We start from the raw sequence: 19,193 nt of genomic DNA on the forward strand, positions 1-19,193 counted from the left end.
AACACATGAAAGTCGTAGCATTAGAAGATATCTTAGGAACAGAACATGACGTAGATGGTGGCAATTGGATTAGCCGCCGACTAATTACCAAAAAAGATGGAATGGGTTATTCCGTTAACGACACACTTATTAAAGCTGGTACAGAAACCCATATCTGGTATCAAAACCATTTAGAATCCGTGTACTGTATTGAAGGGGAAGGGGAAGTCGTGACATTAAGCGATAATAAAGTTTGGCCAATTGCAAAAGACCAACTCTATGCACTAGATAAAAATGATGAACACTTACTACGTGCAAGAACAGATATGCGCATGGTATGTGTGTTTAATCCACCGCTTACAGGCAATGAAGTTCACGATGAGAATGGCGTTTATCCAGTAGACGAGGGATAAAGATAATGTTTTAAAACATCTTAACTACTATGTTGAGGTGTTTTTTTATGATGAATATTTGTAATTTCCCTTTCTGTTCCTTTATAATAACGGTGAAAAGCTTCCTAGGGAGTGTGAATGTATGAAAAAAGATGTTGATGATTATTTACAAGAGGGAATATATGGGGCAAAAGAAATCAATCCGGGAGAAAGAAAACAATTTCTTGGAACGATCCGTGAACGAGTAGTGTTTGTATTAACGAAAGGTCAAGTAATGCAAGCAAAAGGAAAAAAAACCTTGGAACAAAAAGTGAAAGAACACCCAGATGCTAAAATATTATTAAATGGGAATATTACTTTTCGTTATTTTAAGCCCTATCGCCAAATTGCAACAAAACATAATATACTTTACACGACAGTAAATAATCGTGATGCTACATCAGAATATGGTCTCGTCATGGCTTATGACTATGCCGTTGATTACAGTGATGAATCCATTGTTTTAAACGAAAAAGAAAAGGCTAATAGAAATACAAGCAACAAGACGAAGAAAAAGTCCTTTTGGGCCAAATTATTTGGATCGAATGATTAAAACTAGTGACATAGCTTTAGCTATGTCACTAGTTATTTTACTCCTCTATTATTACACGTGTATTACCAATCATGTCATGTATGCCTTGTTTTTGTGCCGTAAATGCCACAAATAGATATAAAAATGCAAAAATACTAAATACACGATGAATAAACCTTCCAACTAATTCTCTAAAAAGCAGGTCGCTCCATCGCAAAGGCTCGTCATCTTCACGTATTACTTTTAAACACAAAATCATCTTACCTATAGTCTGATGAAACTTTTTGGTCATTAATAAGAAGTACAAATAAAACACGATAGAGCCAATTATGCCAGTCACTGTCCAGAACCCAATATCCAAAGCAATCCCTTCATTAATAAACTTAAACGGACTAAGTAGGATGCCATTAATGCTAAATACAATTAGAAGATCAACTACATATGCCCAAAAACGCATCCAAAAGCCAGCATATCTTTTGTTAGTTGTTGTAGATTCCACCGAACTATTTTCTACCGTCGCCGTCTGCATTACGACACCTCCTTACTTCGAATATAAATACATAGCACGAGGGCCATTATTTTGTCTTAACATTTCTTTGATGCCAGTTAATTTCGCTTCTGGGCTCGTGAGGTTCTGTACCGCTCCAGCTAGGAATTGTTCTAAACCATCTCGTTGTCCGTATTCAACAACTTGCGCATTAGCCAAGTCTTGTTCTTCTTTCATCATGGTAATAGTATCGTCTAATGAACCAAGTGCATCAACAAGACCAACAGCTTGCGCTTGTTCACCAGTATACACGCGACCATCTCCTAGCTCACGTACACGCTTCTCTGATAAATCTCTACCATCCACAATCACTTGCACAAAATCATCATACATATCATCGACCATTCCTTGTAAAATAGCTCGTTCATCTTCTGTCATATCACGATATGAGGACATAATGTCTTTGTATTCACCACTTTTGATAGTGTTAAAATCTACACCAATTTTATCTGCTAGTTCAGCAAAATTATAACTTTCCATAATCACACCAATGGAACCAGTCAATGTAGCCTTATGCGCAACAATTTTATCTGCAGGAGCGGAAATATAGTAACCACCCGAAGCCGCAGTATTTCCCATTGATATATAAACAGGTTTATCATAGGCTTCTTTAATTTCGACAATTTTGTCATGGATTTCAGCACTTTCAACGACGCCCCCGCCTGGTGTATTCACGTTTAATATAATCCCATTTACCCTTCGATCTTCTCCAGCTTTCTCCAATTGTTCTAAAAACCGTCGATGATGATAGCTTGTCGTTGCCAGAAGCGAACTAGAAGCTCCTTCTTGAATCACGCCATTCACCTGTAAAACTGCAATTTTATTCGTAGGTGATCCTTCCTCCACTACTTTTTCATTTGTCCCTGCCACTTCTTCAGATAAGTCGAACATAGACTCCCAATCCGTTGATGCTACACTGGTAGCAAACCGAAACCCTATGGAAACAATGAATAACCCTATTGCAATACTGAGTGCAATCCAACGCTTCGCACGCATATGTATTCCTCCTTCTCGTATGTATCTCTTCCAATCGTATCTGATTTTACATACAATTGGAAGAATAAATAGCAGATGCAACTGACGCCAATGCAGCATCTGGTGCTACGGCAGCTCCGATATTTGCCCAACCTAATGCGATTAATTGAAGCGTACCACCTAGGATAAGGCATGGAACTAAGTTTCCTGTTACTAAACCGATTAATGTACAAGCAATAATTGGTTGGTGGAAGTGGAATTCATCCAAAATTCCTTCAATACCAGCCAAAAACGCTACAATAATAACCAATATTATTTGAATCATAGTTAAATCCATGATTAGTAATCCTCCTTTTTGTCTGATAATTTAGGATTGCTTTTGTCTGTCTATCTCTGCTTGTGCTCTTCTAAGAATATCGTCCATATTACCATATTGATCAGCAGGGACTTTTCGCACATCAAATTCTAACCCTAATTCTTTTAGCTTTTTGAATGTGTCGATATCATTTTGATCAAAAGCTAACACTTTATTCGGTTGTACTTTACCAGTGGAGTGTGACATGGAACCAACGTTAATCGTATCCAATGGTACGCCACCTTCAACTGCTCGAAGTACATCTTGTGGATTTTCGAAAAGTAATAATGCACGCTGTCCACCAAAATGTTGATCATCTTTGGCAAGCTCGATCATTTTATTAATTGGCACCACATGCGCTTTTACTCCTGATGGCGCTGCCTGTTGGATCAATCGTTTACGAAGATCATCCTGTGCAACATCATCAGATACCACGATGATACGTGTTGGCATCGTATTTCTTGTCCACCCTGTTGCAACTTGCCCGTGTAACAAACGAGAATCAATCCGTGCTAGCACATAATCAAATGTACCTGGCTTGCCAGTAGATGATGTGCCTGCATCAGCAGCTGGAGCAGCTGCTTCTTGCTCTGGCTCTAATGATTCTGGTTTAACTTTTACTGCTTCTGTCGCTGTCCCGAGAATATGTGACGCGATTTCATGCGCACTGTTCATCGATAAGCGAGATGCATAGGACTCGATCAACATTGCTAAGTTCAAGCCAGCAACGATGGCCCAGTTGTCTTTGCCTTCCATTAAGCCACTAGCTTGATTGAAAGGCGTTCCACCCCAAAGATCGACTAAGAATAAAACTTCATCTTGATCTTCGAAGGAGGCAATTGCTTTTTCCATTTTTGCCCTTACATCTTCCGGTCCTTCGCTAGGCATCAATGTAACCGCTGCTACATCTTGTTGCTCTCCGAAGATCATCGCTCCAGATTGCAAGATACCTTCGGCGAATTCACCGTGCGTGGCAATGATAATACCTACCATCTTTTTTCCCTCCTATTTGTTTTTTAGCCAAACGTAAGTACGTAAACCCATAAAGTAGTGATTGGTGTGTCGTTCGAAACGGATGACAGTTTCGATGCGTTAGTTAAAGAATAAAAAAGAGTAAAAAGCAGATTAAAAAAAGATAGAGGTATAGCAAGGTTCTCTTATCCTATTTTAATCATTACTTTTTACTCATGCCTGATCGAATCAGTAACACGCAAAAAAATAAATGCGATACATATTAAATTGTTTGAAAACGCTATTATTTTATAGCGTTTAATTATTACTTTAATGAGTTTACAAAAATATTATAGCATCATAGATATGGTCTTTCAAGCAAATTTTTATTTTTTATCTCCACCAATAGCTACAAACCGGGATAGTTAACGCTTTCAACATTAATAGATATAACAAGAATAAATCCTAAAAATTGTATGTTGCGCTACCTGCTAGGGACCAGCTACCAAAGGTTTGTCCACAAAAAGATCCATTTACCGTACCATTATGATTTTTTAAATATATTTTTAAATGCTCGCTTGATCACATCAAAGAAACCTAATGATTGGACCATACGATTTGGGTCAACATACTCACGAATAGCTCGTAGTACTTTCTTCGGATTTTTAGAAGAAAACGTAAACGTTCCATTCGTTTTTGTTTGAATCGCATAACGCGGAATCCATTTCCCTTTAAACATAACGGAGGCAATGACATAGTCCACTTCTTCCCAAGGAATTTGAATAAACTTACGCGCATCACGCTTGTTATAAAATTCAAATCCTTTGTCACCAATCATAATATGACCATAATCGGAAATCCGGATATGTGACGTTGCTTTCATTGTTAAATCAACTTTTGTATTAATTGATAATACCAATTGGATCACCCCATTTCTGTCTGTTGCTCACTTCCATTATACATGGTTTCTTGTTTTGAGCAAAAAAAGTTGAGCAAGCCTGATAACCATGAGCGCTACTAATATTTTTCATCTATTGGGGAAAAATAGAAAAAATTATTTCCCACCAATAGAGTAGAAAGGCGGTACCAGCCCATGCAATTAAAAAATAATACCCTACTTTCTCTTCTAATGCAATGGATTATATTAGGAAGCATAGTTGGCGTGGTGGTCGGTTCAACGACGACGATACTTTTAGAATCAAATGATTTTCTAGGGGACGATATTCGATTAAAACATGATTGGTTAATCTTCTTGCTTCCATTCGCTGGCTTATTGATCGGCTACATTTATATGCGGTTTGGTAAAGTAATGTTTAACCATTCGCAGAGTGACACTTCCGAACTGAATAATCTAGTCATCAAGGCTGTTCATGGACAGAAACAGGTCCCCAAAAGAATGGGACTGATCGTTTATTTGGGCACGTTTCTTACCGTTCTCTTTGGTGGCTCCACAGGTAGAGAAGGCGCCGCGATTCAGATGGGGGGAAGTGTAGCGGCTACGGTTAATCAACTATTTAAAATGAATAACATAGATAAAAAAGTGGTTCTGATGAGTGGAATTAGTGCTGGATTTGGATCAGCTTTTGGTGCACCGATCACTGGGACGGTATTTGGTATGGAGACTGCTACATTAGGAAAGTTGAAGTGGGAAGCAGTTCTTCCTTGTATGACCGCTAGCTTTGTGGCTCATTTCGTAACAACCGCTGTTTGGCACCATCATCATGAAATATTCACGATTGCAGTTGTACCAGAAACATCGGTGAAGATCTTTTTTATTGTCATCTTACTATCGATCATTTTTAGCCTTGTCAGTGTGTTGTACTGTCAGTTACGACACGGCATTGAAAAAATCTCAACAAAGCTATTTAAGCAAAACCATATGAAAAGAGCTTTTGTCGGAGGCGTCATTATTGCCATTCTAACATGGTTGATTGGTTCACAAGACTATAATGGACGAGGGTTACAGATATTAGAACAAGCATTTACGGAAGATGTTCCACCGTTTGCTTTTCTAGCTAAGCTAATATTTACCGCCATCACACTTGGTACTGGGTTTGTCGGTGGAGAAGCGATTCCGTTATTTTTTATTGGCGCTACCTTAGGAAATACCTTGCACGCTTTTATCGACTTACCACTTTCTTTTTTCGTTGCTTTAGGTCTAATCGCTGTATTTTCTGGCGGAACGAATACCCCGATAGCAGCTTTTCTATTAGCGCTAGAGATGTTTAATGGCAAAGGATTGGAATTCTTTTTTATTGCTTGTGTGATCAGCTATCTACTCTCAGGTACCCATGGGTTATGGCCTGCTCAAAAAATATATGAACCAAAAAGCAAATTATACCAGACCAAACTTGGTGAAACGATTAAACAAGCGGAAAAACGAAAAAAGAGGTGAGATACGTGGATTTACATTTTATTTGGAAAGCGATGGTAGTAGTGGTGGGCGGCGTGCTTATTTTACGACTAGCCGGAAGAAAATCGATCTCCCAACTTACAGTGGCACAGACCGTGATGATGATTGCTGTTGGTTCCTTAATTATTGAACCTGTTGGTGATCGGAATATATGGATTACGATGGTGATTACCTTTGTCATGGTAGTCACGTTGCTTTTGGTGGAGTACATCGTTTTAAAATCAAATGTACTCGAGACTTTTATTTATGGCAAATCACTTATCGTTGTTGAAGACGGGCAAATTAATGAAGCCAATTTAAAGAAGTTACGGTTAACTGTTGATATGCTTGAAGTACGACTCCGACAACAAAACATTGCCAATTTTAGTGATCTAGCATGGGCAACGATTGAATCAAACGGACAATTAGGTTATATGTTAAAAACGGAGAAACAATATGCGACCAAAGCAGATATTGAGATGCTAAAAACAATGATCGCATCCAAGCAATCGATCCCTGCCAATCCAGCACCACAAGTGCCACTAACGGAAACAGATACCATCTTCACAGAGGTTAAAAACAGAAAACACACGGTGAAGCCTAAGGATACGTTGGATTAGCAAGCGAATGCATTGGGCATTGGACACTGAGATTAAAAACAACATATGTACCGCCCTCCTATTCGATGGTGATACGTACTATGTTGCAGCATTTTATCCTTGCTACGATTAAAACGGGTTGGTCGTCCATTGCAACGATTGTTTGATAAAGTTACATTGATGAAGTTTTAATTGCGCAGCCATAAATTAAGCTAGATCTTCTGGTAGCATGAATTTCTCTTTCAATATTTAATGGTAAGCATCATCAAATACACAAAGTTGTGTCGAATCATAATATAGAGTTTCATTTGATGTATTCTCTACTCTTACATCGACATCTTCGTCATCAAGAAGACCATATAGAGAGATTTTTAAACCGGGTTCTATCATAGCCTCGTTGGTGTGGAACCTTCATTATGGTGTACCAGTGAATTGCAAACAAAATGTGTAGTAAATCAGATAATTAATAGGCAAAAGGTGCGCCCACTAAACTCGTATGTTTGGGTGCACCTTTCTTAAAATGAAACGTGGCTTGAGAATGGAGGACAGTATATTGGGAAAGCTAACATAAACATTTTCAAGGAGGAACCGTTATGGATAACACACATGATTTTGTCGAAAAAATTCACGACAAGCAAAGAAAAGGGGAAAAGAATAAAAAGAACCAAGGCTATAGTCGTCCGAGTAATAAACTACCTAGCAAGAAGCATAGTGACAGTAATAGTTAAGAGTGAAAGGGTGATTTGATTGCATCACCCTTTTTTAATATAGCATTGATTATCTCATCTTTATAAAATGAATCTCACCTTTAACCAAATCTAATCAGCAGATGGTGTAACTCATACACCCTACAAATATTCCATTCATGCGTCAACCCTACCTTTATTAGTATCACATTAGCAGAAATATAAATTTAGTTTATAAATGTTCAAAAAATTGTAAAATTTATAACACTTTAAATACCGCAGCTTCCATTATACTTGTAAGTGATAATGATTTTCATTTTCATTTTTCCTTTCAATTTTATTATGATTCGCCATTATTTAAGTAAAGGAGTGGTATACATGGTATTGACAAAAGCAAAGATAGGGCAAACGTTATATGTAAAACATATAGAGGGTAAAGACAAGATAAAGAAGTTTCTTTTGACACTAGGTTGCTACGAAGGAGAAAAAATTACGTTGATCTCCATTCTTGCTGGAAATTACGTTGTGAATATTAAGGATAGTAGATACGCCATTGATAAGAATATGGCAAAAGCAATCGTTGTGGAAGGATAGAAAAAATTTCTTGTCATTACGCTTGCTACATTAACTACCTCTTGATTTCCACTCAATGATGTAGCACATTTTTCAATAAATTATGCTCAATAACTCACAAGGAGGGGTGTCGCTTGAAAATACCCTTAACTGGTAATCCAAATGCAGGAAAAACCACCGTGTTCAATACCCTTACTGGACAAACTGCAAGTGTAGGAAACTGGTCTGGCGTGACCGTAGCGGAAAGGGTAGGTACGTTACGAAAAAAATATCACGGAACAGATCATGATGTAACCATCGTTGATCTACCTGGCGCATATTCGTTATCTCCGTATTCAGGTGAAGAAAAGATAACTAGAGATTATATTCTAGATGAATCACCAGATGTGATTATCAACATCGTTGATGGCGCAAATTTGGAACGGAGCCTTTTCTTTGCCACACAGCTATTAGAACTTCATGTTCCTGTTGTGATAGCGATTAATAAAAGTGACATGGTGAAACGCAGAAAAAATACTATTGACCTAACTACATTAAGTAAGGTATTAAACAGTAGGGTTGTGCTCCTAACGGCCACTGCTCAAATGGGAATTCAAGCCTTAATGACCGAGGCGATTGCATTAGGTACAGCAAAAGAGCCACTTACAGCTCCGCAATTAACGGAAACACACACAGATACAACTCGCCAAATATTTGTGGATGACATCATTCGCCAATCCCTCGTTAAAGAGACAGCATCCAGCCAAGTAACATTATCAGACAACATCGATCGATGGATTGCACATAAATGGTTAGGGGTACCCATTTTCTTGCTCATCATGTGGCTCATCTTTTGGTTTTCGATTGAGGGGCTTGGTGGATATGTATCAGCCTACTTTAATGATGTGCTTTTTGGTGAAATGGTTCCCCATACGGCAAATCGTCTCTTAGAAAGCTTAGGGGTACACCCTACCTTACAAGCAGTTATCGTAGATGGAGCCATTGGTGGCGTTGGAGCCGTTATCGGATTCTTGCCACTGATCATGTTATTGTTTTTCTGTTTATCTCTCCTGGAAGACTGTGGATATATGGCCAGAGTAGCCGTAGTAATGGACCGTTTTTTCAAGAAAATTGGTCTATCCGGTAAATCGATTATTCCCATGATTGTTGGGTCTGGCTGCTCCATTCCTGGGGTAATGGCAACAAGAACCATTGAAGATATTAATGAACGAAGAATGACAACAATTCTTACGCCATTCATTCCATGTGGTGCTAAATTACCAATCATTGCACTATTTGCATCTGTCTTTTTCCCTGGGAGCACATGGGTTGCCCCAAGCGTTTATATGCTAGCCATTTTAATGATTATTCTAGGTGGCCTTTTATTAAAGAAAATCTTTGTTTGGGAAGCTACTTCTCCTTTTATCATGGAACTCCCTGCATACAAGGTGCCCAGCTTGCGTCATGCAACGACACAGATGTTGGTTAAGGCAAAAGCTTTTATCTATAAAGCGACTACGATTATTCTAGTTTGCAATACACTCGTTTGGTTCACACAAGGGTATAGCTGGCGCTTAACGCCCGTAGAAGATCAATCGCTAAGTATGTTAGCTGGGATAGGGACAGTTGTCTCCCCTATTTTAATTCCATTGGGATTTGTAGGTTGGCAATTAGCGGCGGCAGCAATTACTGGATTTATTGCAAAAGAAAACGTAGTGGCGACTTTCGCTGTCTTAGTATCCGCTGGTTCAACACAGGCTTTACATTTACCTGGCGGCGCTCTAAACCAACTGTTCACACCCGTAACAGCTTTCGCGTTCCTAGCGTTTAATCTTTTCACCCCACCATGCTTTGCGGCAATTGGTGCGATGAATGCCGAAATGGAATCTCGAAGCTGGTTGTGGAAAGGATTAGCTTTTCAGTTAGGTATCGGATATATGTTAGCTTTGGTAATCACCCAGGTTGGCACATTGCTTATCTACGGCAAACCAGCTCCCGGGTTTATACCAGCTATTGCAATTACGATATTTGCAATCGCACTCGTACTAGCCACCATACAAAAAGCAGATAATCAGCGGAATGTAATAGAAAATGCCATGTAATAGCAGACACGTTCATAAGCTAGGATCGGCGTATTTTCATTTCACGTTAACACGTACTTATTGCAAGTGGAAGTGCGTGTAAAACTCCATAGGAGAGGATGATACAAATGGTAATTAATATTGTAATTGGTTCCGTGTTAGTAGGGTATATTGTGTGGACACTTTATCGTTTTTTCAAAAAAAGTGCACAAGGAAAATGTGCAGGTTGTGCCATTAAGGATTCCTGTAAAGCAAAATGTGATTAAACCGAGAACTGGACAAATTCCAATTTGGATAGATTCTTCCATTGTACTAAATTATTTTGATCTATTTTATAGCATTGTTCATAAGCCATCTTATTCTTTTCCATACATTTTTAAAGTAGACCCCATGACATGGTGGGGTCTATTGTCATCAAGCAAGAATAATTAAACAGCTCTACCTATTCAATATCGTAAAACATAAAGATGTGACGCGTTCTTTATCAACAGGTGAAAAATGACCAAACCATAAATCTTCCATTACCGTCACGCTGTTGCTCCTTTGCTTATCAACGTTTTATCTATCTGAAGATACTGTTTTCATCCCCTATATGCCTTTATTTCAGCAGATAGACTCTAGCCTCATAAGGTTTTAGCTTGATGGTGTGAATATCCTCTTCTTCATCTGTTAAATAGTTAGCTATCATTAGTTGCTTTTGATTACACCGAATATGTGCGGGTAGACGGAATACGGGTCTTTTGTCTGTGAAATTACAAACGACTAAAAGCTTCTCCTGCTCCCAGCTTCTAGTATAAGCATAAATTTGCTCATCATCCTCCAAAAGCAATTCGTATTCACCATATACTATAATCGGGTTTTCCTTTCGCAATTGGATTAGCTTTTTATAGTAATAAAAGATCGAATCAGGATCTTGCAATACTTTTTCTGCATTGATTTCCTTGTAGTTTTCATTCACCTTGATCCATGGTTCCCCAGTAGTAAAACCGCCATGCACCTCATTTGTCCACTGCATTGGCGTCCGAGCATTATCACGGCTTCGTTGATGGATCCCTTTCATCATTTCATCATGACTTACCAATGATTCGTTCACCAAATCCTCATATGCCTGTAATGTTTCAATGTCGCGATAATCTGTAATGGAATCAAACGCAACATTTGTCATCCCTATTTCTTCCCCTTGATAAATATAAGGTGTTCCTTTTAACATATGCAGGCACGTTGCTAACATCTTCCCTGACAGCACTCTATACGCTTCGCAATCATTTCCGAAACGAGAGATTGCTCTTGGTTGATCATGATTGCTCCAATATAAACTGTTCCACCCCTCTTCCTTTAAACCCTCTTGCCATTTAGAGAAGATTTTTTTTAATGTTGTTAGCTTCCACTGTTTTGGCGTCCACTTTCCCAATTCACCGTTTCCAATATCCACATGTTCAAAATGAAAAACCATATTCAATTCCTCACGCGTGTTTCCTGTATATAATCTAGCATCTTCCACTGTGGCTCCAGGCATCTCCCCAACAGTAATCGTGTCGTAGTTCGCTAATACTTCTCGGTTCATCTCCTGTAAAAATTCATGAATACGAGGACCATTCATATAATATGGACTTCCATCCCCATAACCTGTGGCGTTTATTTCCCCATCTGGATAGCGCTCGTCTTTGGAAATAAAGTTAATGACATCCATGCGGAATCCATTCACACCTTTATCTAACCAGTATGTCATCATCTCATACACTTCTTTTCTTAACCGCGGATTCTCCCAGTTTAAATCTGGCTGCTTTTTACTAAAGATATGTAGATAATATTCCTCTGTTGTTTCATCATATTGCCACGCACTCCCTCCAAAGGCAGCTCCCCAATTCGTTGGAGGCTTTTCATCTTTCCCTTTTTTCCAAATATAATAGTCACGATATGGATTATCTTTAGAAGCGCGCGCTTCCACAAACCACTGATGTTCATCCGATGTATGGTTAATCACTAAGTCCATCATTATTTTCAGTCCACGTTTGTGCGCTTCTGCTAGCATTTCATCGAAATCTTCCATCGTACCGAAATCTTCCATGATTGCTTGGTAATCACTAATATCATAGCCATTATCATCATTAGGTGATTGATAGACTGGAGATAGCCAAATCACATCAATCCCTAAGTCTTTTAAGTAATCTAATTTTTGCGTAATTCCTCTTAGATCTCCAATCCCATCCCCATTACTATCATGAAAACTTCTAGGATAGATTTGATAAACAACACTTTCTTTCCACCAATTATTCATCATAATTTCCCTCCTTCAAAGTATTATGAAAAAAGTGGAATCTATTACACATAAGATTCCACCCCTTTTTCTCTCAAGCTAATAATCTAATCCAAAATATATACTCTTGCCTCATACGGCCTTAAGATCATGTTGTCAACAGTATCGGTCTTACTAACTTCATAATTTGCTATTATTAATCTTGGTGTATGCTCTTCTAAACACTTAGATAGCTTAACTACTGCTTCTTCCCCATATAAATTAGTTATGATTAAAGCTTTTTTGTTATTTAATGTTCGTGTGTAAGCATAAATCTGATCATGGTCTGCTAAGATTAAATCATACGTGCCATAAATAAGTAGCTCTTCTTCTTTTCGTAATCTAATTAATTGCTTATAATAAGCGTAAATAGAATTTGGGTCTTCTATCTGATCAGCAACATTTATGCTTTGATAGTTAGGATTTACTTTTAGCCATGGCGTTCCCTCTGAAAATCCTGCATTTTTTTGATTATTCCACTGCATTGGTGTTCTAGAATTATCTCGACCATTTTTCCATATCTGTTTCATGATCGCTTCATGAGACTTCCCTTCTTCTCTTTCATTACGGTACATATTCTTAATAGCAATATCATTATAATCATGAATGGAATTAAATTGAACATTTGTCATGCCGATCTCTTGTCCTTGATAAATAAAAGGTGTGCCTTGCATTAAAAAATATAAGGTTGCCAGACTCTTCGCAGACTTCTCCCAAAGTTCTTCATCATTTCCCCAAGTAGAAACCGAACGAGGCTGGTCATGGTTCTCTAAGAAAAGTGCATTCCACCCCATTCCTTCTAACCCTTTTTGCCATTTTGATAACGTTTCTTTCAGTGCCTTCAGATCAAGACCACCATCACTACTTTTCCCCCATAAGCCTAAATGGTCAAATTGAAAAATCATGTTAAATTTTCCATTTTTTTCACCAACCCACTCATCTGCCTGTTCAACGGAAACGCCATTCGCTTCCCCCACTGTCATAATGTCGTATTGATCAAATGTTCTTTCCTTTAATTCCTCTAGAAACACTTGAATCCCATCACGATTCATATGTCCCTCGAAAGACGGCACATATTTTTTATTTTCGGGATTTGGTGAATCAGGAAAACCAGGGACCTTTTTTATATGAGAAATGGCGTCAACACGGAAGCCGTCAATTCCTTTATCTAGCCACCAATTAACCATTTCATACAAATCGTTACGCACCTTTTCATTTTCCCAATTTAGATCCGGCTGTTTACGGGAGAAGACATGCATATAATATTCCTTCGTGATTTCATCATATTCCCAAGCAGATCCGCCAAAGATCGATTCCCAATTATTTGGTTCTTTGCCATACTTCGTACCAGGATGCCAAATATAATAATCTCGATACGGATTGTCGATAGAAGAACGGGATTCAATAAACCAAGGATGTTCATCAGAGGTATGATTAATTACAAGATCCATAATTAACCTCATTCCACGTTGATGAACACTAGCTAATAGTTCGTCAAAATCACGCATCGTGCCAAAGTCAGCCATGATAGCTTTATAATCACTAATATCGTACCCATTATCGTCATTCGGAGATTGGTAAATTGGACTAATCCAGATTACATCAATTCCGAGTTCTTTTATATAATCTAACTTTGAAATAATCCCTTGAATATCACCAATTCCATCGCCATTTGAATCCATAAAACTACGTGGATAAATTTGATAAGCAACAGCTTCTTTCCACCATTTCTTATTCATCTAGCTTCCTCCTCGTTGTTTGTTCCTTGCTATGACTAGTTCTCATTCATTAAGTGAAGTTGCACAATCAGGATGCATATTAATACGTAAAAACAAAACCATCAGTGCAACCGATTGCGCAATCAGCAATTCTTATTACCTTTCGATCTTTAGCAGGTAATAAGAAAATTATTATTTATTAAAAATAGTTACTTCCCATCTATTTCTTTCGTTGACTGACGATACTTTATCTTATACGGAACAATAATTCGTTTTGAAGGTTCATCTTTCTTTTTCACTTTTTCAATCAGACATTTGAATGCATGGACACCAAGTAAATAAATCTGTATATCGACCGTTGTTAACGGCGGTCTGGTAATTTCAGACAAATAAACATTGTTAAAGCTTGCGATTGAAATATCGCCAGGTACACGAAAACCCAACTCTTCTAACATATTAATTACACCAAGACTAACCAAGTCATCAGCAATTACTAAACCTGTTGGAGGTTGGTCTAAAGAAAATAATTTTTCAACGGCCTTATGACCACCAGACTCTAGAAATTCCGTTTGAACTTTGTATTCTTCACGATTAGGTAAATCCGCTGCTTCTAAAGCCGACTCATATCCTTGCAATCGATCGACGGTTACTACACGCTCGGTAGATCCACCAATAAAAGCAATATATTGATGTCCGAGATCAATTAGATGCTGCGTAATTTCCCTACTAGCCTTGACATTATCATTATCTACATACGTAATTTGATTCTCTTCACTATAAGGCTTACCCACGACTACAAAAGGGAAATTTTTTTCAAACAAAAAATCCATCACGACATCATTGGCGCGGGAATACAATAGGATAATCCCGTCTACTCTATTACCAAACACCATTCGTTTCACTTCTTCAAATTGCTCTTCTTCTGTACTACCAGTTGACACATACAAGGAGTACTCCATCTCATGAGCAACCGAGCCTATCCCTCCTAAAATTTCAGGGAAAAATGGATTTTGTAACGCCTTATCTGTAGAAGAAGGCATAACTACACCAATCGCTTGGGTAGAACGGATAGCTAAGTTTCTAGCATTCACATTTGGATGATATCCTAAATCTTTCATCGCTTTTCGCACACGTTTTTTTGTTTCTAAACTGATCCTTTGATTATCTGCAATCACCCTAGAAACGGTGGATGGTGCTACTCCAGCCTTTTTTGCTACATCTTTAATTGTAACCCTCATAAATGACACCTTCCACCAATCTATTCTTCAATATCTTTTCTACAACTCAAAAATACATTTAAAGTATAACAATTCACCCTATTATAATCCATTTTGTGCATCTCGGACAGACTACCCTTTTGTCCCACCAGCTGTAAGTCCTGAAATAAGATAGCGTTGCAAATATAGATAGATTGCTGCGACCGGTACAGCAATAAGAATCGAACCTGCCGCAAACCGTGTAAAGTTATTAGCAAATTGATCATTAATAAAATTATAGAGTCCTACAGCCAATGTATAATTTTCTTGACTAGATAAAACAATCGATGGCAATAAGAAATCAAACAACGGCATCATGAAATTAAACAAGGCTACAACAGCTAAGATAGGTTTCGAAAGTGGAAGCATCACACTCCAGAAAACACGTAGATGTCCAGCACCATCAATTCTAGCCGCCTCATCTAGTTCTCTCGGTACCGTATCAAAATAACCTTTCACTAACCAAGCATTAAACGGAATTTGCCCACCCAAATAAACAAAAATTAATCCAGTTAGTGTATCGAGCAGCCCAATCATATTTAGGAATATATAGAGGGCAACCATTGCCATCATCACCGGAAACATTTGCAATAATAAGAAGACATAGAGCCCATTTTTCCGACCAACAAATTTATATCGTGAAAATGCATAAGCGACCAAGGAAGTTAAGACGACACTCCCAAAAGCAACCGATATCGAGACAATCATCGAATTTTTATACCATATTAAATAGTCACTCTGCTCACTAAATAGCCATTTGTAATGCTCAAAGGAAAAATTTTTCGGTATTAAAGAAGAAGAATATAAGCTATTCCCTTGATTTAATGACATACCAACTGTCCAAACCAATGGGTAAAAAATAATGATAGATACAAGGATGATAATCAAGTACATAAAGGTTTGTTCTACAATTGATTTTTGTTTCTTGTTCATTATATTTCACCTTCTTCTTTAAATGATTTCGTTTGCCTGAATTGATAGAAGGCAAATCCAGAAATAATTAATCCCATAATCAAGGAAATAACTGCAGCCATCGCATAATTATTCGTATCAAAGGTTAACTTATATACCCACGATATGAGAATGTCCGTTCCTCCAGCATTTTGATTCCGGACAGGGGGACCACCTTCATTAAATAGATAAATAATATTGAAATTATTAAAATTCTGCGCATATTGCATGATTAGTAACGGTGCAGTTGCAAACATAACGTGGGGAAAAGTAATATGTCTAAATTTCTGAAAACGAGTTCCTCCATCTACGTCAGCTGCCTCATACCAATCTTTCGAAATACTTTGCAGAACACCAGTAAACAAAGCAAAGATAAATGGAAAACCAAGCCATGTTTGAACGAGAATAACAGCCGTGCGCGCATAAATTGGTTCGCTAAGCCAAGGTATACCATCTCCGCCAATCAATGGAATAATAATATCTCGGTTGATTGCGCCGAAATCGTCATTGAACATGGCAGAAAATATGAGAATGGTTACAAATGCCGGAACCGCCCATGGTAGGATAAAAATCGTTCGAATTAATTTCTTAAATCGGATTCTCGTATCATTAACGATTAGTGCTAATATTAAGCCAACGCCAATTTGCAAGGTTGTTGCAATAACTGTCCACACAACAGTCCACGCCATTACACTAATAAAAGTATCTTGCCAAATAGGAACAGTCACTAACTCTTTAAAATTCGCAAACCCTACCCAGTCCACTAGATTACGTGGTGGAGAATTGTACAAATTATAATTAGTAAAAGCTAATAAAACAGAAAACAATAGTGGAAAAATGACCACAAATATCATGAAGAACAGCCCTGGAAAAGTCATTAAATAAGGGAATGCACTATCATAAAAGTCAATGATTGTTTTTTTAAAACCCTTTGGTTGCCAGCCGTCCTTCAGCTTTTTCGCTTGTCTTCTTGCATCGATAACATTAAATACATACAATACGAGTAGAAACACAACCGCGATTAATGACAACACCCCAAAAACAAGCAATCGAATGGAATGATCCGTTCCTGGCATGGTACCAAGTGTCCTTAGTCCCCATAGCCCATAATTGATAGAATCGAGTACTGTTAATAAAAATGCAACTTCCAATAGGATAAAGATAAATCCTTTTAAAAACCGACGATTATATAGCTGTCCAAACCCTGCAAATATAATCGATAAAACTGTTGCTATCGTAGGATTATGATTTTTAAAAGGATGGTTACTCGTTTCTTCTTTCAAAAGAATTACCCCCATTCCTTTCTATAAAATACAGCGAATTATCTATTATTTAACCAAAGCTCATACAAGCCATTTACTTTACCTACATCATATTCTTGCAAGATGTCACCAACTTCTAATCCCTCCCCTTTTCAATTAATATATTTTAAGATTGGAGGAGCGGTCATTATGCAACCGACTCCCCCAAGGGACTCTACTCTACTGCGCTCCCCCACTTGCTTCAATATTTGAATGAATATACTCTACTGCTTCTGTTAACACTGCTTCAGGGTCTTCTCCTTCTACTAAAAATTGCAGCGCATTGTTCATCGGTTCCCAAACCTGTGACATTTGCGGTGTACTTGGCATCGGCACACCATGCTCAATTTGTTCACTAAATGCAGCGTAGATAGGATCCTCAATTGATTGTAATGCACTCGTGTTAGTTGGTAGCTCACCAGCTACTTCAAAATACGTTTGTTGATTAGCCTCATCTGTAATGAATAGCGCTAAATCAGTAGCCCACTCCTTATTCTCAGAAAAATAGGAGACCATCCATGATTTCACTCCAACAAGGGTAGTAGCGGGACTACCATTAATCTCAGGGAATGGCACAAATCCAACTTTATCTCCGAGAGCTTCTCTATAGCTAGGTATACTCCAAGGCCCGTTTATAACGGCTCCAACTTTCCCTTCTGTAAACAATCCATCAATGACATCCGTAGTAGTCGATGCCGGAATCATCCCCTTACCAAAAAACGATTGATACAATTCGCCACCTTTAATAGCTCCCTCGTTAGCTAAGCCCACATCACTTATATCGTACTCACCTACATCACCACCGAAGATATAAGCGCCAAAATTCTTAAAGAATGGATAAGTAAAATAAAAGTCATTAGGCTTCATCAAAAAACCGTATTCATCCTGTGACGAGTCTGTGTGTTGCTTAATAGCTGCTTTTAAATCATCAATTGTACTAGGCTTCTCTGTTATAATATCTTTATTATAAAAAATCCCATAGGTTTCAATGACAGCAGGTACACCGTATAAATCTGTTTTTCCATCATACTCATACGTAACTGCATCTAGTGAAACTTGACTATATGATTCTTGAGTAGATTCTTCAATTTCTAATGGTTGAGCGAGTCCTTGAGCGACAATATCACCTATTCGATCATGAGGTTGAATGAATAGGTCTGGACCTTTTCCTTCTGGTCCAGCTAATGCTAGCTCATCTATTTGTTCTAACATTGACTTCGCCACAACGTTTACCTTAATTCCTTCTTTTTCCTCGTATTTGGCGGCAATTTCTTCCATAGCCTGTAATTGCTCTTCTTCGTCATTTGCCCATATTGTAAGCTCTTCAGGTTTGCCAGCAGCGCCTTCATCTGTTGATCCACCGCCATTACTTGGCTGTTCTCTATCAGGTGCACATCCTGTTAATGCTAAAAGCAAAACCAGCAAAAGCCCAAATGAGAATAAAAATGTTTTCTTTTTCATTTCTAACTCCCCTTTACAATTGTGCAATCGTTTGCACTTAATTACCCATATTATACATCTGCATTCCTTTGTTTGCAAGCGTTTTCTTTTTTATTTTTTTCTAAAAAATTTTCTTCATTAAATAGTTTTT

The 19,193-nt window shown here is 38.0% G+C and carries 18 protein-coding genes and 1 pseudogene; 8 read left to right on the forward strand and 11 right to left on the reverse strand.

The annotated features are described in order from the left end of the window. Positions 1-5 precede the first annotated feature (5 nt). Both DES48_RS06835 and DES48_RS06840 read left to right on the forward strand, forming a co-directional pair. A complete protein-coding gene (locus tag DES48_RS06835; RefSeq protein WP_079707874.1) occupies positions 6-392 on the forward strand; it encodes an ectoine synthase in 387 nt (128 codons plus the stop codon). Positions 393-513: 121 nt separating this feature from the next. After that, positions 514-963: a YueI family protein gene (locus DES48_RS06840; protein WP_079707875.1), complete on the forward strand. Its 450-nt coding sequence runs from the start codon at positions 514-516 to the stop codon at positions 961-963. A 37-nt stretch (positions 964-1,000) separates the two neighbouring features. Here DES48_RS06840 and DES48_RS06845 read toward each other — a convergent pair whose 3' ends face one another. The 5 genes and pseudogenes from DES48_RS06845 to DES48_RS06865 form a co-directional block, all read right to left on the reverse strand. Continuing rightward, on the reverse strand, positions 1,001-1,471 hold the full coding sequence (locus DES48_RS06845) for an RDD family protein (RefSeq protein ID WP_113867976.1): 471 nt from the start codon (positions 1,469-1,471) through the stop codon (positions 1,001-1,003). A gap of 12 nt (positions 1,472-1,483) precedes the next feature. Further along, positions 1,484-2,485 carry a signal peptide peptidase SppA gene (gene sppA / locus DES48_RS06850; RefSeq protein ID WP_113867978.1) on the reverse strand — a complete coding sequence of 334 codons (1,002 nt, stop codon included), beginning with the start codon at positions 2,483-2,485 and terminating at the stop codon, positions 1,484-1,486. A 67-nt stretch (positions 2,486-2,552) separates the two neighbouring features. Beyond that, positions 2,553-2,801: pseudogene (locus DES48_RS06855) on the reverse strand (PTS sugar transporter subunit IIC); the annotation flags it as partial. Between the two features lie 30 nt (positions 2,802-2,831). Next, entirely contained in the window at positions 2,832-3,812 is a 981-nt protein-coding gene (locus DES48_RS06860) for a mannose/fructose/sorbose PTS transporter subunit IIA (RefSeq protein ID WP_113867979.1), read from the reverse strand. A 502-nt stretch (positions 3,813-4,314) separates the two neighbouring features. Beyond that, on the reverse strand, positions 4,315-4,689 hold the full coding sequence (locus DES48_RS06865; protein ID WP_079710238.1) for a DUF956 family protein: 375 nt from the start codon (positions 4,687-4,689) through the stop codon (positions 4,315-4,317). A gap of 174 nt (positions 4,690-4,863) precedes the next feature. Between DES48_RS06865 and DES48_RS06870 the strand changes: the two genes are divergently transcribed. The 6 genes from DES48_RS06870 (at position 4,864) to DES48_RS06900 (ending at position 10,346) form a co-directional block, all read left to right on the forward strand. After that, entirely contained in the window at positions 4,864-6,165 is a 1,302-nt protein-coding gene (locus DES48_RS06870) for a chloride channel protein (RefSeq protein WP_113867981.1), read from the forward strand. A 5-nt stretch (positions 6,166-6,170) separates the two neighbouring features. Next, complete coding sequence (locus DES48_RS06875; RefSeq protein WP_113867983.1) at positions 6,171-6,782, forward strand: DUF421 domain-containing protein; 612 nt, start codon at positions 6,171-6,173, stop codon at positions 6,780-6,782. A 572-nt stretch (positions 6,783-7,354) separates the two neighbouring features. Continuing rightward, entirely contained in the window at positions 7,355-7,489 is a 135-nt protein-coding gene (locus DES48_RS06885) for a DUF4023 domain-containing protein (RefSeq protein WP_113867985.1), read from the forward strand. A 336-nt stretch (positions 7,490-7,825) separates the two neighbouring features. Continuing rightward, positions 7,826-8,041, forward strand: coding sequence for a FeoA family protein (locus DES48_RS06890; RefSeq protein ID WP_113867987.1), 216 nt, complete (start codon positions 7,826-7,828; stop codon positions 8,039-8,041). Positions 8,042-8,154: 113 nt separating this feature from the next. After that, positions 8,155-10,101 (forward strand): ferrous iron transport protein B, encoded by a 1,947-nt coding sequence (gene feoB / locus DES48_RS06895; protein WP_113867988.1) that lies wholly within the window; start codon positions 8,155-8,157, stop codon positions 10,099-10,101. Positions 10,102-10,208: 107 nt separating this feature from the next. After that, positions 10,209-10,346: a FeoB-associated Cys-rich membrane protein gene (locus tag DES48_RS06900; protein ID WP_079710227.1), complete on the forward strand. Its 138-nt coding sequence runs from the start codon at positions 10,209-10,211 to the stop codon at positions 10,344-10,346. A gap of 332 nt (positions 10,347-10,678) precedes the next feature. Here DES48_RS06900 and DES48_RS06905 read toward each other — a convergent pair whose 3' ends face one another. From DES48_RS06905 to DES48_RS06930, 6 genes are all read right to left on the reverse strand, one after another. Continuing rightward, complete coding sequence (locus DES48_RS06905) at positions 10,679-12,361, reverse strand: glycoside hydrolase family 13 protein (RefSeq protein WP_147232388.1); 1,683 nt, start codon at positions 12,359-12,361, stop codon at positions 10,679-10,681. Positions 12,362-12,444: 83 nt separating this feature from the next. Next, entirely contained in the window at positions 12,445-14,115 is a 1,671-nt protein-coding gene (locus tag DES48_RS06910) for a glycoside hydrolase family 13 protein (RefSeq protein WP_113867990.1), read from the reverse strand. Positions 14,116-14,303: 188 nt separating this feature from the next. Next, the gene (locus tag DES48_RS06915) at positions 14,304-15,332 is read right to left on the reverse strand and encodes a LacI family DNA-binding transcriptional regulator (RefSeq protein ID WP_079710225.1); all 1,029 of its coding nucleotides are present in this window, start codon (positions 15,330-15,332) and stop codon (positions 14,304-14,306) included. 111 nt (positions 15,333-15,443) lie between these two features. Continuing rightward, positions 15,444-16,283: a sugar ABC transporter permease gene (locus tag DES48_RS06920; protein ID WP_079710223.1), complete on the reverse strand. Its 840-nt coding sequence runs from the start codon at positions 16,281-16,283 to the stop codon at positions 15,444-15,446. Then, positions 16,283-17,584 (reverse strand): carbohydrate ABC transporter permease, encoded by a 1,302-nt coding sequence (locus DES48_RS06925; protein WP_245911324.1) that lies wholly within the window; start codon positions 17,582-17,584, stop codon positions 16,283-16,285. The genes DES48_RS06920 and DES48_RS06925 overlap by 1 nt, the downstream gene beginning before the upstream one ends. A 198-nt stretch (positions 17,585-17,782) precedes the next feature. Then, entirely contained in the window at positions 17,783-19,063 is a 1,281-nt protein-coding gene (locus DES48_RS06930) for a sugar ABC transporter substrate-binding protein (RefSeq protein ID WP_113867994.1), read from the reverse strand. Positions 19,064-19,193 lie beyond the last annotated feature (130 nt).

The sequence above is a fragment of the Paraliobacillus ryukyuensis genome (assembly GCF_003315295.1).
In the GTDB taxonomy this organism is placed as follows: domain Bacteria; phylum Bacillota; class Bacilli; order Bacillales; family Amphibacillaceae; genus Paraliobacillus; species Paraliobacillus ryukyuensis.